This is a genomic window from Stakelama pacifica, from assembly GCF_004361835.1.
GTDB classification, from domain to species: Bacteria; Pseudomonadota; Alphaproteobacteria; order Sphingomonadales; family Sphingomonadaceae; genus Sphingomonas; species Sphingomonas pacifica.
The window spans coordinates 316919-332037 of the sequence record NZ_SNWD01000003.1; the positions used below are offsets into that span (position 1 = coordinate 316919).

Here is a 15119-nt window from a genome sequence, read left to right on the forward strand (position 1 = left end):
CCACCCCCTCACCCAAACCCGCCCTCGCGAGCGCAGCGACATTGCGAGGCCGGAAGGCGCGTGGCAATCCAGAGCAGCGCGCAGATCGCTTCGTCGCTGCGCGTCTCGCGATAACGATCCCGGCAGTGAGTCCGGGTTGTTGCAGGTTGGTATTATGCCGCAGGGCTGGTCCAGAACCCGCTATCGCGGCGAACCTCGTCCAATATCGCCAGAAACTCGGCGATCAGCGCGCGAAGCTGTGCGGGATCGGTCGGATCGATGTCGTCTGTCATCGCGCGCAACGCTCGCTCTACGTCGCGCGCCGCATCGCCCAGCCGCACCGCATCGAACAATGCCGACGATCCGGCAAGCTGATGCATCAGCGTGCACAACCGCTCGACCCCCGCATCCGGCAGCTCGGGCGTTGTCGCCAGCAACGTTTCCGCACATTCCCGGCAAGCCTCGCAGCGGCGGACAAAGGCTGGCACCAGCGGAAGCACCGCAGGATCGATATCCCTGCGCAAATCCTGCGCCGGTTCATCCTGAGCGATCGCGCCCGCGCCGGTCCACCGGTCGATCAGGCTGACCAGCGCCTTTGCACGCAGAGGGCGCGACAAATGCCATTGCATCCCCGCCTCAACACAGGCGGCAACTTCCGCATCGTCACCATCGCGGCCCAGCGCGATAATCGGCATATCCTGTTCGCTGACGCCCAACGTGCGGATACATCGGGTCACGCCCAGCGCGTCAAGCATCGGCAGGTCAAGGTCGATCAGCATCAGCGCGGGTGTGCGATTTTCCCGCCACGCCCGGGACACGACTCCTACCGCAGCGGCACCGTTCCGCGCGCGAACCGGCGTGATCGTCAGCTCGGTCAGAATCCGGCTGATCTCCGCCCATTCCGCGTCTTCATGCTCGGCGATCAGGATGACGGGGCTGTGAAATGTCATCGCCGGACGCCTCGGTTGCATTCTGCACCTTCATGCAGCGCGGAAGCCGATGCGACAATGTCCATCACCCGATTTTTGTATCCGGAACGGAACTGAGCAGCCGGAAACGGCATGGCCGCGCAGTCTTCCGGCGGCCGGGCCAGCATTTCCTCACCCGCGCACCCACCGGCAATGCAGAAAAAGTGATCGGCATCGTCAGTCGGAGCAACTGGCCGCGAAAGTACAGCAGCGCGTGCCGGAGCGCAGAAGCGGCGGCGCGCAACGGCGCTATCGCCCTCATCGTTCAGCATGATCCGCATCGCGCACTCTCCCACCGATCGCACCCACAACCGGTTGATCCGGATCAGTAAAGTCTGTGCGTATGGCCCTCTATTCTAGATGGCTTCGGCAAGGATCGGACGGGGAAAATCCCTTTTTCGGCCCCGCTTCGTCCTGAGAAAGGAACCAGTCAGCTGCCCGTCGCGATATCCCCGGCATTCGATTCCAGCGCGGCAAGATGGGTCGGCGCATAGATTGCGGGCATCCAGTCGCGGGTCACCAGCACGCTGTCGCCGAGATGCGCGGCCGCGAACAACAGCTTCGCAAAGGCGACCGGCACCCCGATACAGCCATGCGTCCCATATTGGGGATCGATATCCGACCCATGGATCGACACGCCGTCCCAGGTCAGCCGAAGCGTATAGGGCATCGGCGCATCGCCATAGGTGCTCGACCGATGATCAGCGTCCTTTTGCAGGATGGGAAAGGTGCCCAGCGGGGTCGGGCGATCGTCCACGCCATACAGGATAAACGTCCGCCCGATCTCCACCCCGCCGCGATAAACATAGAGCTTCTGCGCGCTCAGATCGACGACGACCCGCACCCCTCCTCCGACAGGAGCGCCGCTTTCGTCCCACGCATATTCGCCCGGCCGGATCGGCGAATCGAGTTCCATCACCATGGTCACATCGGTCGGACGCATAGCGCGAGTCGCTGCCTCTGCTGATAGCGGCGTCAGAATGGTCCCGCATAACAAGGCGAAGAATGCGATCTGCCGAGCCCGCACGGCGTTAACCTTTCCAGCAATATCAGACAAAAGCCTCATCGGTCCGATATGCTCCGTTTTCGGCCATTTTCCAGTAGTCAAATAACCATTGTTCCACGCCGGGACGAAGCGACAGGTCGTTAATCTTTGGCGCAGGGAGCATGGAATCGCGACGGACGGGGATTGACTTCGCCGCCATATCGGCTAATTGCGCGCCTTCGCATGACCGGGCTTGCCCGCCATGCGTGCCGTCCGAGACAGCGGGTGGGCGTTTCGCCCTTAATCTCCCGCCAAGACGGGGAAAGATATTTTTCCGACTGCTTGCGACCTATCGCTGCATTCGGGTCCAGCCAGTGCTCTCAGACGCCTCTGGCCGCGACGATTCTGCTCCCCCAACGGACAATTGATGCAGGGCGTGCCCTGCGACATGTCGCCTGACCGCGACATGGTGAAGTGAACCGGATGCGGGGTGTTTTGGCCCTTCATCCATTGTTGAGGAGACCGGCATGGATCGTTCCCAGAAGACCGAGGCCGTTGCCGAGCTGAACCGCACCTTTTCCGAGGTCGGCGTGGTGGTTGTCACCCGCAATCTCGGCCTGACCGTCGCCCAGGCGACCGAGCTCAGGAACAAGGCGCGCGAAGCCGGTGCGACCTATAAGGTTGCCAAGAACCGCCTTGCCAAGATCGCGCTCGATGGCACCGACTATGCATCCCTTGCGGACATGCTTGTCGGCCCGACGGCGCTCGCCACATCGGAAGACCCGGTCGCTGCCGCAAAGGTAGTGGTCGACTTCGCCAAGACCACGGACAAGCTGGAAGTGGTCGGCGGCGCGATGGGCAGCACCGTGCTCGACGCGGAAGGCGTGAAGGCGCTTGCTTCGCTTCCGTCGCTTGATGAACTGCGTGCCAAGATTGTGGGCCTCGTACAGGCGCCCGCAACCAAGGTTGCGACGATCGCTCAGGCACCGGCAGCACAGCTTGCGCGCGTGTTCGGCGCTTATGGCGCCTCGGAAGCCGCATAAGGCTTTCGCGACTTTTCTATTCATCTGATTTGATACTGGAGTTTTATAATGGCTGACCTGAACGCGCTGGTTGACCAGCTTAGCGAACTGACCGTCCTCGAAGCTGCTGAGCTTTCGAAGATGCTCGAAGAAAAGTGGGGCGTTTCGGCTGCTGCGGCAGTTGCAGCAGCTCCCGCAGCCGGCGGCGGCGCCGGTGCGCCCGCTGAAGAAGCCAAGGACGAATTCGACGTCGTTCTGACCGGCGACGGCGGCAAGAAGATCAACGTCATTAAGGAAGTCCGCGCCATCACCGGCCTGGGTCTGACCGAAGCAAAGGCGCTGGTCGAAGGCGCTCCGAAGCCCGTCAAGGAAGGCGTTTCGAAGGACGAAGCCGAGAAGCTCAAGAAGCAGCTCGAAGAAGCAGGCGCGACCGTCGAGCTCAAGTAAGCTCTTCGGCTGCACTCGCAGCTTTGCAAGAAAGGGGCGGTCCGGCGACGGGCCGCCCTTTTTCTTGTGCGTGCGATTCGGCGCGCATCGATTCAGGGGAGCGCGGGGTGCGGACCGTCTTTGAACTTCGCAAAGGCGCGGCACCTGCCTCGACTTCGCCGGAGAGACGAAAACGCGTCTCGACTTCGCTCGAAACGAGCGGCGGGCATGGGGGGAAAGAAAGTCGCCGCGCGCCTTCCCGTCGGCGTCCTTGCCCCCTCACCGTTCGCTTCGAGCGAAGTCGAGACGCGTATTCCCGAACGGCACTCCTACCCGCATCGCCCTCCTCCGAATGCAGGAACCCGCAGAAACGGGCGGAGCGTCTGAGACCTTTTCAAGATTCCCGCCTGCACGGAAATGACGGGAGGGGCGCATTCCGTTCGTCATTCCCCCGCATGCGGGAATGCAGCGACAGTCACGCAGCGCTCGCTTCACCGTGCCCCGGCAAGCGCTGCCCCCGCGCCTCACATATGATATTCGACCTGCTTCAACAGTGCGCGGCGGCGGCGGAGTTGGCGGATCTGGTCGGTGGACAGGCTGAGCGGCTTGACGCGCGAACCCTTCGCCGCGGCATGATCGAAATGAAAGCTGCGCGTTGCGCCGACCGGCAGGTCCTCACGCGAATAAAAAGCGACGACGGTCAGGTCGAACTGGTCGACCTGCGTCGCCGCCACTTCGTTTTCGTCATTCGCAGCGAGCATCACCTCGACGATCTCATGGAAATGGCCGATATCGAGATACTGCCCGGTGTTAAGGCTGCCCTGCCCCATTTTCGAGCGCGGATCGTTGCCGAGATCGTCTGGCAGGTCGCGCAGGTCGGTCAGCGGCAATTCGATCTGCCGGTCGCCGACATGCAGCGTGCCGATCAGGCTTGTGACATAAAGCGGCTGGCTGCTCATATTGGTTACGAGACAGCGGCTGCGCATCCCACGCCCCGCCGCGCGGGTGATGAGGATCGAGGAGCGGCGCGTCGCGCGAAACTGGACCAGCAGCAATTGTAGATAGGTGACCCACACGACCACCATCAGGAAATTGAAGAAGATGCTGATCGCGGCGCTGTGCGCGCTGATCCATTGCCACATGGCCTGTCTGTCCCGGATTCCAGCTGTCAGGGCGAGCCGCTAGCCCGCCCGGCGCACCAAGGTCAACCGCAGGCCGATGCAAGTCCTGCTCACCCCTGCCCTATTTGCGCTGCCAGACCAGCCGTCCGCCGACCCAGGTTTCGAGCACTTTTAGCGCGCGAAGCTCGGTCGGAGAAGCGAGCAGCGGATCGCGATCGACGACAAGGAAATCGGCCATCCGACCCGGAGCCAGCGTACCGAATTCCTTCTCCGCAAAGCCTGCATAGGCCGCGCCCTGCGTGAATGCCGCCCATGCCTGTTCGCGCGTCACTGCCTGTTCAGGATGCCACCCGCCGAACGGCATCGAATCCGCATCCTGCCGGGTAAAGGCCGCTGCCCAGCCGATGAACGGATCGGGGTCCTCGACCGGATAGTCCGAACCGAAAGCGAGCGGGACATCATGATCGACCATCCAGCGCCAGGCATAGGCGCCCTGCAAGCGATCCTCGCCCAGCCGCGCCTCGGCCATATGCATGTCCGAAATCGCATGGACCGGCTGCATCGATGCCACAATGCCGTGCTTTTCGAACAAAGGCAGGTCCGCCGGGTCGACGATCTGCGCATGTTCGATGCGCCAGCGACGATCGCCCTTATAGGTTTCGGAAAGTTCGCCGATCGCGTCGAGCACTTCCCTGTTCGCTGCATCGCCGATCGCATGGACCGCGATCTGGAACCGGTCCATCGCACCGCGGCTCATCAGGTTAAGGAGCTGGTCCTGCGACAGCAATTGCAGCCCCTTCTGGTCGGGCGCGTCGCTATAGGGCGCCTTCAGCAATGCCCCGCGCGACCCCAGTGCGCCATCGGCATACAGCTTGATCCCGACCACTTTCAGGCGATCGTCATACAGCCAAGGCGTCGGCCCCGGCCCTGCGATGGTCGCCGCAACCTCCGGGCCGCGCGCATAGCTCATGATCCGCACGCGCAGATCGCCCCGGTCGCCCGCGCGGCGATAGGTCATCCAGTCATCGAGCGTCGTGCCCATATCGGCGGTTGCGGTGATGCCGTCGGACAACAATTTCTGCTGCGCGCGGATGAAGGCGGCGTCATAATCGCGCGGATTCGGTTTGGGCACGACCGTGTCGATCAATTGCGTGGCGGCATCGACAAATACGCCGCTCGGTGCGCCGTCCGCCCCCTTTTCGATCCGCCCGCCCGCCGGAGCCTTCGTCTTCGCGGTGACATCGGCGGCCTTCATTGCGACATCATTGGCCCAGCCTGCATGGCCGTCGGCGCGCGACAGCCAGATCGGGCGGTCCGAAATCCCGGCAAGGTCCTGCGCCGTGGGAAAGCGGCCCAGTCCCCACTTCTCCTGATTCCAGCCGCCGCCCAAAATCCAGGGCCGGTCGGGATTGGCGGCGGCAAAGGCAGCGATCTTCGCCTTTGCCTCTTCCAGCGAGTTAGTATCGGACAGGTCGAGCGACAATTCGCGAAAGCCAAGGTCCATGACATGGCCATGCGCATCGATCATGCCGGGGATCAGCACCGCACCGTGCAGGTCGTTGCGCCAGTCGAGCGTCTCGGGCCGTTTGTCCTTACGGCTGAGCAGCTTCACGACGCGCCCGTCCTTGCCGATCAGCAGGCCGTTGAAATGGACGACCTCGCCTTTGTCGTTCAGCGCGATCCCATCGACATTGTCGATCAGCGCATCGGCATGGGCAGTGCCCGCTAGTAACAAAGCGGCGGCGGCGATCGCCCCGCGAAAACGCGATTTCACTTAGGGATTCTCCGCACCAGCGCGCTCGTATCCTGACGCGAGCCGCCCATTTTCTGCACTTCGGAATAGAATTGATCGACCAGCGCGGTCACCGGCAGTTGCGCACCGTTACGCTTCGCCTCATCCAGCGCCAGCCCCAGATCCTTGCGCATCCAGTCGATCGCAAAGCCGAAATCGAATTCGTCCCGCGCCATGGTCTGCCAGCGATTGACCATCTGCCAGCTTTGCGCCGCACCGCCCGAAATCGCCTCGAACACCTTGTCGAGATCAAGCTCGCTTGCCTGTGCGAAGCGAAGCGATTCGGCGAGGCCCTGAATGACCCCGGCGATCGCGATCTGGTTGCACATCTTGGTCGTCTGACCCGCGCCTGCTTCGCCGACATGGACGATGCGCGCAGCATAGGCCTGCATCACCGGCTCCGCCTTCGCCATCGCCGCATCGCTGCCGCCGCACATGATCGACAATTTGCCGTTTTCGGCCCCTGCCTGTCCGCCGGACACGGGCGCATCGACGCTTTCGAACCGCCGCGCCGCCGCTTCATCGGCGAGCCGCCGGGCGATTGCGGCGGAAACCGTGGTGTGATCGACAAAGACGCTGCCCGGCTTCATCGCATCGAACGCGCCGTTTTCGCCAAGCGTCACCGATTCCAGATCATCGTCATTGCCGACACAGGCAAAAACGATATCGCAGTCCCTCGCCGCTTCCGCAGGCGTCGCAGCGGCTTTGCCGCCATGCTTCGCCGCCCATGCGTCCGCCTTTTCGCGCGTCCGGTTGAACACCATGACGTCATGTCCTGCCGCGACGAGATGCCCCGCCATCGGCGCGCCCATGACGCCCATTCCGATAAATGCCAGCTTTGCCATGCGCCCCTCATAAGCAGACGGCCTCCAAGGCACCAGACCCCATACCCTCAGCAAAGGCATGTTTCCCCGGAGCCCGGGATCGGCTACCACCCACGCCCGAACATCCACCATCCAAGCGACGGAACCCATCAGGCATGGCCACACAGGCTGACACCAGCAACGACGCCCTCCCCGTTACCATCGACGATATCCGGATGGCGGCGGACCGGATTCGGGGATCGGTCGTACGTACCCCGACACTTGTCAGCCGTACCCTTTCGGACATGGTGGGTGCCGAAATATTCCTGAAGTTCGAAAATCTTCAGTTCACCGCTGCTTATAAGGAGCGCGGCGCGCTCAACACGCTGCTTCAGCTGGACGAGAGCGCGAAGGAAAAGGGCGTGATCGCCGCATCGGCAGGCAATCACGCACAGGGCCTTGCCTATCACGCGACCCGGCTCGGCATCCCGTCGACCATCGTTATGCCGACGATCACCCCGACGGTGAAAGTGACCCAGACTGAGGGCCATGGCGCCAACGTCGTATTGTTCGGCGAAACCTTTGACGATGCCTATGCGCATGCGCGTCAGCTGGAGGGGGAGCGCGGCTATACCTTCGTTCACCCCTTTGACGATCCGCGCATCATCGCGGGTCAGGGGACGATCGCACTGGAAATGCTGGAGGACGTGTCCGATCTCGACACGCTGGTCGTGCCGATCGGCGGCGGCGGCCTGATCTCCGGCATCTCGACCGTTGCAAAGGCGCAGGAGCGCGGCATCGAAGTCATCGGGGTCGAGGCCGAGCTCTATCCGTCGATGTACAACCGCATCAACAATGCACAGCGCGCATGTGCGGGTGATACGCTGGCCGAGGGTATTGCGGTGAAGGAGCCGGGCGCGATCACGTCGCGCTATGTCGCGGCCAATGTCGATGACATCTTGCTGGTCAGCGAACGCGCGCTCGAAGAATCGGTGAGCCTGCTGCTCCAGATCGAAAAGACCGTGGTCGAGGGTGCGGGCGCGGCGGGGCTTGCCGCGATGCTGACCTATCCCGAACGGTTCAAGGGGAAGAAGGTCGGCACCGTCCTGTGCGGCGGCAATATCGATACCCGCCTGCTCGCCAACGTCCTGCTGCGCGATCTTGCCCGGTCAGGCCGCCTCGCCCGGCTGCGCATCCGCCTTCAGGATCGGCCCGGCGCGCTGTTCAACGTGGCGAAGATCTTCCACGAACAGGGCGTCAATATTATCGAAGTTTATCATCAGCGGGTGTTCACGTCGCTGCCCGCAAAGGGGCTGATCACTGATATCGAATGCGAAACCCGCGATGAAAAGCATCTCGACCGGCTGATCACTGCGCTGCGTGATTCGGGATATGAGGTGAGCCCGGTCGAGCTCGCGTGACGTACGCGGTCCCGGCGCATGCGGTGCGGGGACCGTGCTTCGCGAAAGCATCGGGTACAGGGGGCGATTCTTAACTTTCTTTCATAGGGAAACGACTTTTCAACCTATCCATGCGTCTGCATAGTTACATGAAGATATGGCCCGCCATCGCGCGGAAGGGATCAGCATAGTGACCGCACCGTTTCGATTTCCCCGGTTCTTCGTGACCAGCCCGGCGCCCTGTCCCTATCTGCCGGGGCGTCAGGAACGGAAGGTGTTCACCGAACTGAACGGCCCGCATGCGGGGGAGCTGAACGACGCGCTGGGCCGGATCGGATTTCGCCGCAGCCAGTCGGTCGCCTATCGCCCCAGCTGCGCGGGGTGCGCCGCCTGCGTGTCCGTTCGGGTGATCGCCGAACAGTTCGAATGCAATGCGACTCAGCGAAAGCTGATGCGGCGCAATTCGGACCTGATCATCACCGCGTGCAAGCCATGGGCGACATCCGAACAGTTCGACCTGCTGCGCCGCTATCTCAACGACCGCCATCCGGGCGGCGGCATGGCGACGATGGATGAGAGCGACTATGCCGATATGGTCGAACATAGTCCGGTCGATTCCTATGTCATTGAATATCGTGAGCCGGCGGAGGACGGCAGCCGGGGAAAGCTGGTCGGCGCGTGCATCACCGATCGTCAGGGCGACGGCCTGTCGATGATCTACAGCTTTTTCGAAAGCGACGGCGACGGGCGAAGCGGGCTCGGTACCTTCATCATCCTCGACCATATCATGCGGGCGAAGGCCGCTGGGCTGCCTTATGTCTATCTCGGCTATTGGGTGAAGGGATCGGCGCGCATGACGTACAAGACACGCTATCGCCCGCTGGAAAAACTGGGGCCGAACGGCTGGTCGCTACTGACCGATGGCGATGTCGAACCGGTAGCAGCGAAACAGCATCAGGTCGCCTGATACCGGGATGCAGTCAGCATGAATTACTGACCCGGTCGTCATCGCGAGGAGCGAAGCGACGAAGCGATCCAGTGATGGCGCGCGCCGCTGGATTGCCGCGCCCCTTCGGGGCTCGCAATGAAGATGATTGGGCAGGTTTGGATCCAAGCGCTTCGGATCGTCCGATACGCGCAATCAGTTCTGCGCGGCGCCGACCAGAATCTCGACCTCCAGCCGCTCGTCGCCCGCCCCCGATCGCGACCCTGAAAAGGGCGCGGTTCCGGCATCGTCCAGACCCACCGCGACGCGCACATAGCATTGGTCGGGCGAAATGCCGTGGCTGGGATCGAACCCGACCCAGCCCAGACCGGCAATATGGATTTCGGCCCATGCGTGCAGCATCGCGCGCGGATGTTCGTCGCTCTGCGCGCGATAGCCCGATACGAACCGGGCGGGCAGATCGGCCGAACGCGCAGCAGCGACGAGGATGTTGGCGAGTTCGCGCGCGCTTGCCGCTCCGGCGGCAAAGGCTTCGGCGGCGGTGCGCTTGTCCTCGGGCCGTGCAGCACGCAGCTCCATCCGCTCGCCCAGCGCGCAGTTCAGCGCATGCAGCGTCTCGATGGTCGCGCCCTTCTCCAGAAAGCGCTTCGCGAAGCCGGCAATCCCCTCGCCCGGCACCGTGCGCGGCGATCCGCGCAGGAACAGTTCGGGCGGCAGCGGTTCGGCCGCGCCGCGTACGATCCCGTCGGCATTGTCGTCGGTCAGCACCTCGCCCGTGACCAGCAGGTCGAGCGAGTCGAGCGGGCCCGGCACATACACCATGGTGACTTCGTTGCCGAACCCATCCTCCTGCTTTTTCAGCCGCGCGTCGCGATCCACATCGATCCGCCAGGCAATCACCGTCTGATGATCGGTATCGCAAGGGCGCATGCGCAATGCCTGAACGATCCGGTCCTGCGGTTCGTCGAACCGATAGCGGGTAAGATGATTGACCGCGATCCGCATCACACGAACCGGAACTGGCGGGCAATCGCTGCGTCCAGCATGGCGTTTTCCCGGATAAATGCCTGAAGATACTCGTGAAGTCCTGCCACGATAACTTCATGTGCGCGAGTCTTTTGCATCCTTGCCAGCCGTGCGCGCGCCATCCGGTCGGCCTCGCCCTGCAACCCGGTACGCTTGCCCAGCATGGCGAGCACTTCGACGCATTCATCGACGCACGCGGCGAGCGAGCGCGGCAGTTCGGGTCGGGTCATCAGCAATTCGATCACCGCGCCGGGGTTCAGCCCCTCGCGATACAGCCAGCGATAGGCAGTGACGGCCGACACCGTCTGCAGGATCGTCGTCCACTGGTCGCGATCGACAATGCCGCCGACCTGCTCGCCTTCGGGCAGCAGCAAATGATATTTCACGTCGATCAGCCGCGCGGTATTGTCCGCCCGCTCGATCGCGCCACCCAGCCGGATGAACCAGGTCGCCTCATTCTTCATCATCCGGTGGAGCGCACCTTCGAACCCGCGCATCTCCGCCTTGACCAGCTCGACCAGATTCAGCGTCGCTGTATTGCCGCCCGGTTCGCCCATCGATTGAAATTGCAGCCATGCCCGGTTGATTGCGGTCCATGCCTCGCGAGTAAGCGCGGTTCGCACGGCGCGAGCATTGTTGCGCGCCATGCGGAGGCATTCGATGATCGATCCGGGATGCGCGCTGTCCACCGTCATGAAGCGCGAGACATTTTCCTGCGTAAAGCTTTCCCCGGTTTCGGCGAAGGCATCCTCATTATAGGTCACGATCAGCGCGCTTCGCCATGCATCGTCGCCTGCGGGCCGGGCGGACAGCGCATCGAGCCGCACCGTCGCCTCGATCAGCCGGGCAATGAAATCGGCGCGCTCGGTATAGCGGCCAAGCCAGTAGAGCGAGCTTGCCGTGCGCGAAAGCATGACCGCCATGGTGCTAAGCCTCCCCGCCCTGCGACTGGCTCTGCCGCTGTACCGGTGCGCCATCGTCGAGCAGCACGAAACTGTCCTTGGTGCCGCCGCCCTGACTCGAATTGACGACCAGCGATCCTTCTTTCAGTGCGACGCGCGTCAGCCCGCCGGGCACCACCTGCGGCTTGCCCTTGCCGGTCAGGATGAAGGGACGGAAATCGACATGGCGCGGCGCGATACCGCTCTGGGTGAAGGTCGGCACGGTCGAAAGCGCCAGCGTCGGCTGGGCGATATAGCGTTCGGGCTCTGCCTCCACCGCTTTGCGGAAATCGGCGATCTCCTCGCGCGTTGAAGCAGGCCCCACCAGCATGCCGTATCCCCCCGATCCGTCGACCAGCTTCACCACCAGTTCGTGCATATTGTCGAGCACATAGCCAAGCGCATCGGGTTCGCGGCAGCGATGCGTCTCGACATTGGGAAGCCGCGCTTCCTCACCGGTATAGAAGCGAACAATCTCAGGCATATAGCTATATATCGCCTTGTCATCGGCAATGCCGTTGCCGGGCGAGTTGATCAGCGTGACATTGCCCGCACGATACGCCGCCATGATCCCCGGCACGCCCAGCATGGAATCGGGACGGAATACGAGCGGATCGAGGAAATCGTCATCGATCCGCCGATAGATCACATCGACGCGCACATAGCCGCCGATCGTGCGCATATAGACCACATCGTCATCGACGAGCAGGTCGGCGGGCTCGACCAGTTCGATCCCCATCGAATCTGCGAGATAGCTATGCTCGTAATAGGCCGAATTGAAATGGCCGGGGGTCAGCACGACGCAGACCGGGTCCGCCTCCCGCCCCACGGGGGCGACCGATCGCATCGTACCGTGGAGCATGTCGGGATAGCTGTCGACCGCAGCGACGCGGAATTCGCGAAACAATTCGGGGCATAGCCGAAGCATCGCCTCGCGATTTTCGAGCATGTAGGACACGCCGGACGGGGTGCGGGCGTTATCCTCCAGCACGAAGAAATCGTCGGGCCCGGTTCGCACCAGATCGATGCCGCAAATATGCGCCCAGACCTGATGCGGCGGACGAATGCCCGCAACTTCGGTGCGGAACTGCGGATTGCGGAAGATCAGTTCGGGCGGAAGAATCCCCGCCTTCAATATTTCGCGCTTCCCGTAGATATCGTTCAGAAAAGCGTTGATCGCCCTTACCCGCTGGATCAGCCCTTCAGAAAGCCGGCGCCATTCGTCAGCGAGGAAGATACGGGGAACAAGATCGAAAGGAATGATTCGTTCGGATGCTTCCTTGTCGCCATATACCGCAAAGGTAATTCCCAATTGGCGAAAGGTCGCTTCGGCCGATTGCAGTCTTCGTTCAAACTCTTCCGATTCAGTACTTTGCATCCACGATGAAAGCGCGGAAAATTCGGCACGCGGATTATCAGGACTGCCATGGCCCCAGATTTCGTCGAAAGCGCGCGATCCGATCATTCCATCTCCCAAAGTCGCGGAAGCGGGTTTCGGTTCCATGCTGCAACGATTTTGTGCGGTGCACAAGGGCCGTCCGGGTATTTTCTTCGTTATACCTCGCGCGGCCGTGTCATAATATTACAGGTCAGTCGGCCCCGCGGACGCCGGCTTCGGGCAGTCCGGCCAGGATGGCCGGGGTGAGCAGTTGCGGCAGGACGCGAGGACGCGGATCGCCCGGCGCGTACCAGAGATAGAGCGGGACCCCGGCGCGGTTATGCGCTTCGATGAAGCGACCGAGCTCCGGATCGCCGTCGGTCCAATCGCCGACCAGCACCGCGACATCATGATCGGCAAAGGCTTTCGCGACGGTCTGCGTTTCGATCGCTGCCTTTTCATTCACCTTGCAGGTGAGGCACCAGTCGGCGGTGAAAAAGGCAAAGACCGGACGCCCCTGCCCGCGCAGCTCAGCAAGCTTCGCCTCGCTGAACGGCTGCGCGCCGAGCGAAGCGCCCTCGGTGGTGTGCGAGGTCGCCACCGGCCGGATGACGAACAGCGCGCCCAGCGCAACCACGCCGAGGATCAGCGCCGGGATCATTGCACCCGCTTTCCCCCGCTGCTGCCGCGTGCCGCTCCACCACAGGCCGAGCGCGAGCAGCAAGGCAGCGCCCAGCCCAGCCGCCATGCCGTCTGCCCCCGCCTGACGCCCCAATATCCAGCTCAGCGCAAGCGCGGTCACGAACATCGGCACCGACAATATATGGCGGGCAGTCGCCATCCATGCGCCGGGCTTCGGCAGGCGGCGGCGAAGCGCGGGGATGAACCCGATCGCGAGGAATGGCAGCGCCAGCCCGACGCCCAGCCCGGCAAAGATCGCCAGCGCGCCATACCAGGGCAACACCAGCGCCGCTCCCAGCGCTGCGCCCATGAACGGCCCGGTGCAGGGCGTGGCGATGAACGCGGCAAGCGCGCCGGTGGCAAACGCGCCCGCTTTGCCGCTGTCCGCGCCGCCGCTCGCCATGCGTCCGACAAAGGCGGGCATGGCGATTTCGAACAATCCGGCAAGGTTAAGCGCGATCGCGGTCACCAGCATCAGCAGAAAGGCGATGATCGCCGGATTCTGCAACTGAAATGCCCATCCCGCCGCCGCGCCCCCTGCCCTTAAGCCCAGCAGTACGCCGCCCAGCGCGACACAGGTGAGCACCACTCCGGCGCTATAGGCGAGCGCCTCGCCACGCGCATGCGCCTCCGTCTCGCCCGCACGGGCAAGGCCAAGCGCCTTCAGGCTGAGGATCGGAAAGACGCAGGGCATGATGTTGAGGATCAGCCCGCCGAGAATCGCGCCGCCCAGCGCGGTCAGCAGCAGCGCCCAGTCGAACCCGTTTGCCGGACCCGCCGGAACCGCGCCGCGCTTTGCGGTAACGATCAGCCCCGTTGCGTCCCCGGTCTTGAGCACGCCACCGAACGCATTGCCGGGTGCCTCCCCCGCTTTGGTCGCGATCAGCAACCGGTCGCCGTCGCGCCCGATCCTTTGCGGCGCTGCATAATCGATCGCACCGCTTTTGAACGGGAAGAACCACGCCGCATCGCCCAGCGCCGCATCGGCCGGAAAGGGAATCGCGATCCGCAGCGCGCCGTCGCTATCCGTAGCGAAAGCAGCCTGCGACCCCAGCGGCTTCGGCAGCGCCCGGCGCCAGCGGTCGAACCGCGCGCGACGTTCGGGTGAAATTGCGCCGTCGCCGACGGTCAGCCGGGCGCTCAGCTCGGTCTTTTCGGGCACGCAGATTTCGTTCGTGCAGACGAGATAATCGAGCTTGACCGATATCGGCAGGGCGGTCCCCGGCTTTGCGTCTTTCGGCACGCTCAGGCGGGTGAGCAGCGCAAACGGCCCTTCATAGACATAATTCATGATGCCGGAGATCGTCAGCGTCTGCGGCACCGGATATTGCAGATCGCCGACGCTTGCGCCTTCGGGCAGCGTCCATGCCGCACGCGGCGCGATCCCCGCCTCGCCCGGATTGCGCCAATAGCCGTGCCAGCCCGGCTGCGGCCGCGCGGCGATGGCAATCGTTACCTCGTTGCCCGGCGCAGGCGCATCGCTCTCCGCGACCAGCGCCATCGCGATATGACGGCCGCTGCCGTCGAGCTGCGCCTCGGCACGACCCGGAAACAGCAGCAATGCCGCCAGCAATGTCACAATTGCGAAACGCAAGATCGTCAAACCCCCGCTTGTTCCGGCGCCGTCTATCGAGGATAGCGGCATCCATCC

General features: G+C 63.2%; 14 protein-coding genes. 4 read left to right on the plus strand and 10 right to left on the minus strand.

Going from position 1 to position 15119, the window contains the following annotated elements; translation table 11 throughout:
• Positions 1-152: 152 nt before the first annotated feature.
• From EV664_RS07315 to EV664_RS07325, 3 genes are all read right to left on the minus strand, one after another.
• Complete coding sequence (locus EV664_RS07315; RefSeq protein WP_162848791.1) at positions 153-929, minus strand: Hpt domain-containing response regulator; 777 nt, start codon at positions 927-929, stop codon at positions 153-155.
• On the minus strand, positions 926-1228 hold the full coding sequence (locus EV664_RS07320; protein ID WP_133495023.1) for a hypothetical protein: 303 nt from the start codon (positions 1226-1228) through the stop codon (positions 926-928). The genes EV664_RS07315 and EV664_RS07320 overlap by 4 nt, the downstream gene beginning before the upstream one ends.
• A gap of 149 nt (positions 1229-1377) precedes the next feature.
• Positions 1378-1890, minus strand: a complete 513-nt coding sequence (locus EV664_RS07325; protein WP_244923125.1) for a L,D-transpeptidase family protein — start codon at positions 1888-1890, stop codon at positions 1378-1380.
• A 569-nt stretch (positions 1891-2459) separates the two neighbouring features.
• Here EV664_RS07325 and rplJ point away from each other — a divergent pair.
• Both rplJ and rplL read left to right on the plus strand, forming a co-directional pair.
• On the plus strand, positions 2460-2975 hold the full coding sequence (gene rplJ / locus EV664_RS07330; protein WP_133495024.1) for a 50S ribosomal protein L10: 516 nt from the start codon (positions 2460-2462) through the stop codon (positions 2973-2975).
• A 48-nt stretch (positions 2976-3023) separates the two neighbouring features.
• Positions 3024-3401 (plus strand): 50S ribosomal protein L7/L12, encoded by a 378-nt coding sequence (gene rplL, locus EV664_RS07335; protein ID WP_133495025.1) that lies wholly within the window; start codon positions 3024-3026, stop codon positions 3399-3401.
• Between the two features lie 503 nt (positions 3402-3904).
• On the opposite strand, the gene EV664_RS07340 is transcribed toward rplL, so the two are convergent.
• From EV664_RS07340 to EV664_RS07350, 3 genes are all read right to left on the minus strand, one after another.
• A complete protein-coding gene (locus EV664_RS07340; protein ID WP_133495026.1) occupies positions 3905-4522 on the minus strand; it encodes a hypothetical protein in 618 nt (205 codons plus the stop codon).
• Between the two features lie 100 nt (positions 4523-4622).
• Positions 4623-6275 carry an amidohydrolase gene (locus EV664_RS07345; RefSeq protein WP_133495027.1) on the minus strand — a complete coding sequence of 551 codons (1653 nt, stop codon included), beginning with the start codon at positions 6273-6275 and terminating at the stop codon, positions 4623-4625.
• Positions 6272-7138, minus strand: a complete 867-nt coding sequence (locus EV664_RS07350; protein WP_133495028.1) for an NAD(P)-dependent oxidoreductase — start codon at positions 7136-7138, stop codon at positions 6272-6274. The genes EV664_RS07345 and EV664_RS07350 overlap by 4 nt, the downstream gene beginning before the upstream one ends.
• 134 nt (positions 7139-7272) lie before the next feature.
• Between EV664_RS07350 and EV664_RS07355 the strand changes: the two genes are divergently transcribed.
• Both EV664_RS07355 and EV664_RS07360 read left to right on the plus strand, forming a co-directional pair.
• Positions 7273-8517, plus strand: coding sequence for a threonine ammonia-lyase (locus EV664_RS07355; protein ID WP_133495029.1), 1245 nt, complete (start codon positions 7273-7275; stop codon positions 8515-8517).
• Between the two features lie 169 nt (positions 8518-8686).
• Positions 8687-9463 (plus strand): arginyltransferase, encoded by a 777-nt coding sequence (locus EV664_RS07360; RefSeq protein WP_133495030.1) that lies wholly within the window; start codon positions 8687-8689, stop codon positions 9461-9463.
• A 174-nt stretch (positions 9464-9637) separates the two neighbouring features.
• Here the strand turns inward: EV664_RS07360 and EV664_RS07365 are convergent, their stop codons facing one another.
• The 4 genes from EV664_RS07365 to EV664_RS07380 form a co-directional block, all read right to left on the minus strand.
• A complete protein-coding gene (locus tag EV664_RS07365; protein ID WP_133495080.1) occupies positions 9638-10447 on the minus strand; it encodes a transglutaminase family protein in 810 nt (269 codons plus the stop codon).
• Positions 10447-11382 carry an alpha-E domain-containing protein gene (locus tag EV664_RS07370; RefSeq protein WP_133495081.1) on the minus strand — a complete coding sequence of 312 codons (936 nt, stop codon included), beginning with the start codon at positions 11380-11382 and terminating at the stop codon, positions 10447-10449. Before EV664_RS07370 ends, EV664_RS07365 begins: the two co-directional genes overlap by 1 nt.
• 13 nt (positions 11383-11395) lie before the next feature.
• Positions 11396-12874, minus strand: coding sequence for a circularly permuted type 2 ATP-grasp protein (locus EV664_RS07375; RefSeq protein ID WP_133495031.1), 1479 nt, complete (start codon positions 12872-12874; stop codon positions 11396-11398).
• Between the two features lie 124 nt (positions 12875-12998).
• Positions 12999-15113: a protein-disulfide reductase DsbD family protein gene (locus EV664_RS07380; protein WP_133495082.1), complete on the minus strand. Its 2115-nt coding sequence runs from the start codon at positions 15111-15113 to the stop codon at positions 12999-13001.
• Between the last annotated feature and the right edge of the window lie 6 nt (positions 15114-15119).

Bases quoted from the DNA above. Each gene is read 5' to 3' on its own strand.
- EV664_RS07315 (WP_162848791.1), bottom strand. From the start codon at position 929: ATGACATTTCACAGCCCCGTCATCCTGATCGCCGAGCATGAAGACGCG.
- EV664_RS07320 (WP_133495023.1), bottom strand. From the start codon at position 1,228: ATGCGGATCATGCTGAACGATGAGGGCGATAGCGCCGTTGCGCGCCGC.
- EV664_RS07325 (WP_244923125.1), bottom strand. From the start codon at position 1,890: ATGCGTCCGACCGATGTGACCATGGTGATGGAACTCGATTCGCCGATC.
- rplJ (WP_133495024.1), top strand. From the start codon at position 2,460: ATGGATCGTTCCCAGAAGACCGAGGCCGTTGCCGAGCTGAACCGCACC.
- rplL (WP_133495025.1), top strand. From the start codon at position 3,024: ATGGCTGACCTGAACGCGCTGGTTGACCAGCTTAGCGAACTGACCGTC.
- EV664_RS07340 (WP_133495026.1), bottom strand. From the start codon at position 4,522: ATGTGGCAATGGATCAGCGCGCACAGCGCCGCGATCAGCATCTTCTTC.
- EV664_RS07350 (WP_133495028.1), bottom strand. From the start codon at position 7,138: ATGGCAAAGCTGGCATTTATCGGAATGGGCGTCATGGGCGCGCCGATG.
- EV664_RS07355 (WP_133495029.1), top strand. From the start codon at position 7,273: ATGGCCACACAGGCTGACACCAGCAACGACGCCCTCCCCGTTACCATC.
- EV664_RS07365 (WP_133495080.1), bottom strand. From the start codon at position 10,447: ATGCGGATCGCGGTCAATCATCTTACCCGCTATCGGTTCGACGAACCG.
- EV664_RS07370 (WP_133495081.1), bottom strand. From the start codon at position 11,382: ATGCTTTCGCGCACGGCAAGCTCGCTCTACTGGCTTGGCCGCTATACC.
- EV664_RS07375 (WP_133495031.1), bottom strand. From the start codon at position 12,874: ATGATCGGATCGCGCGCTTTCGACGAAATCTGGGGCCATGGCAGTCCT.
- EV664_RS07380 (WP_133495082.1), bottom strand. From the start codon at position 15,113: ATGCCGCTATCCTCGATAGACGGCGCCGGAACAAGCGGGGGTTTGACG.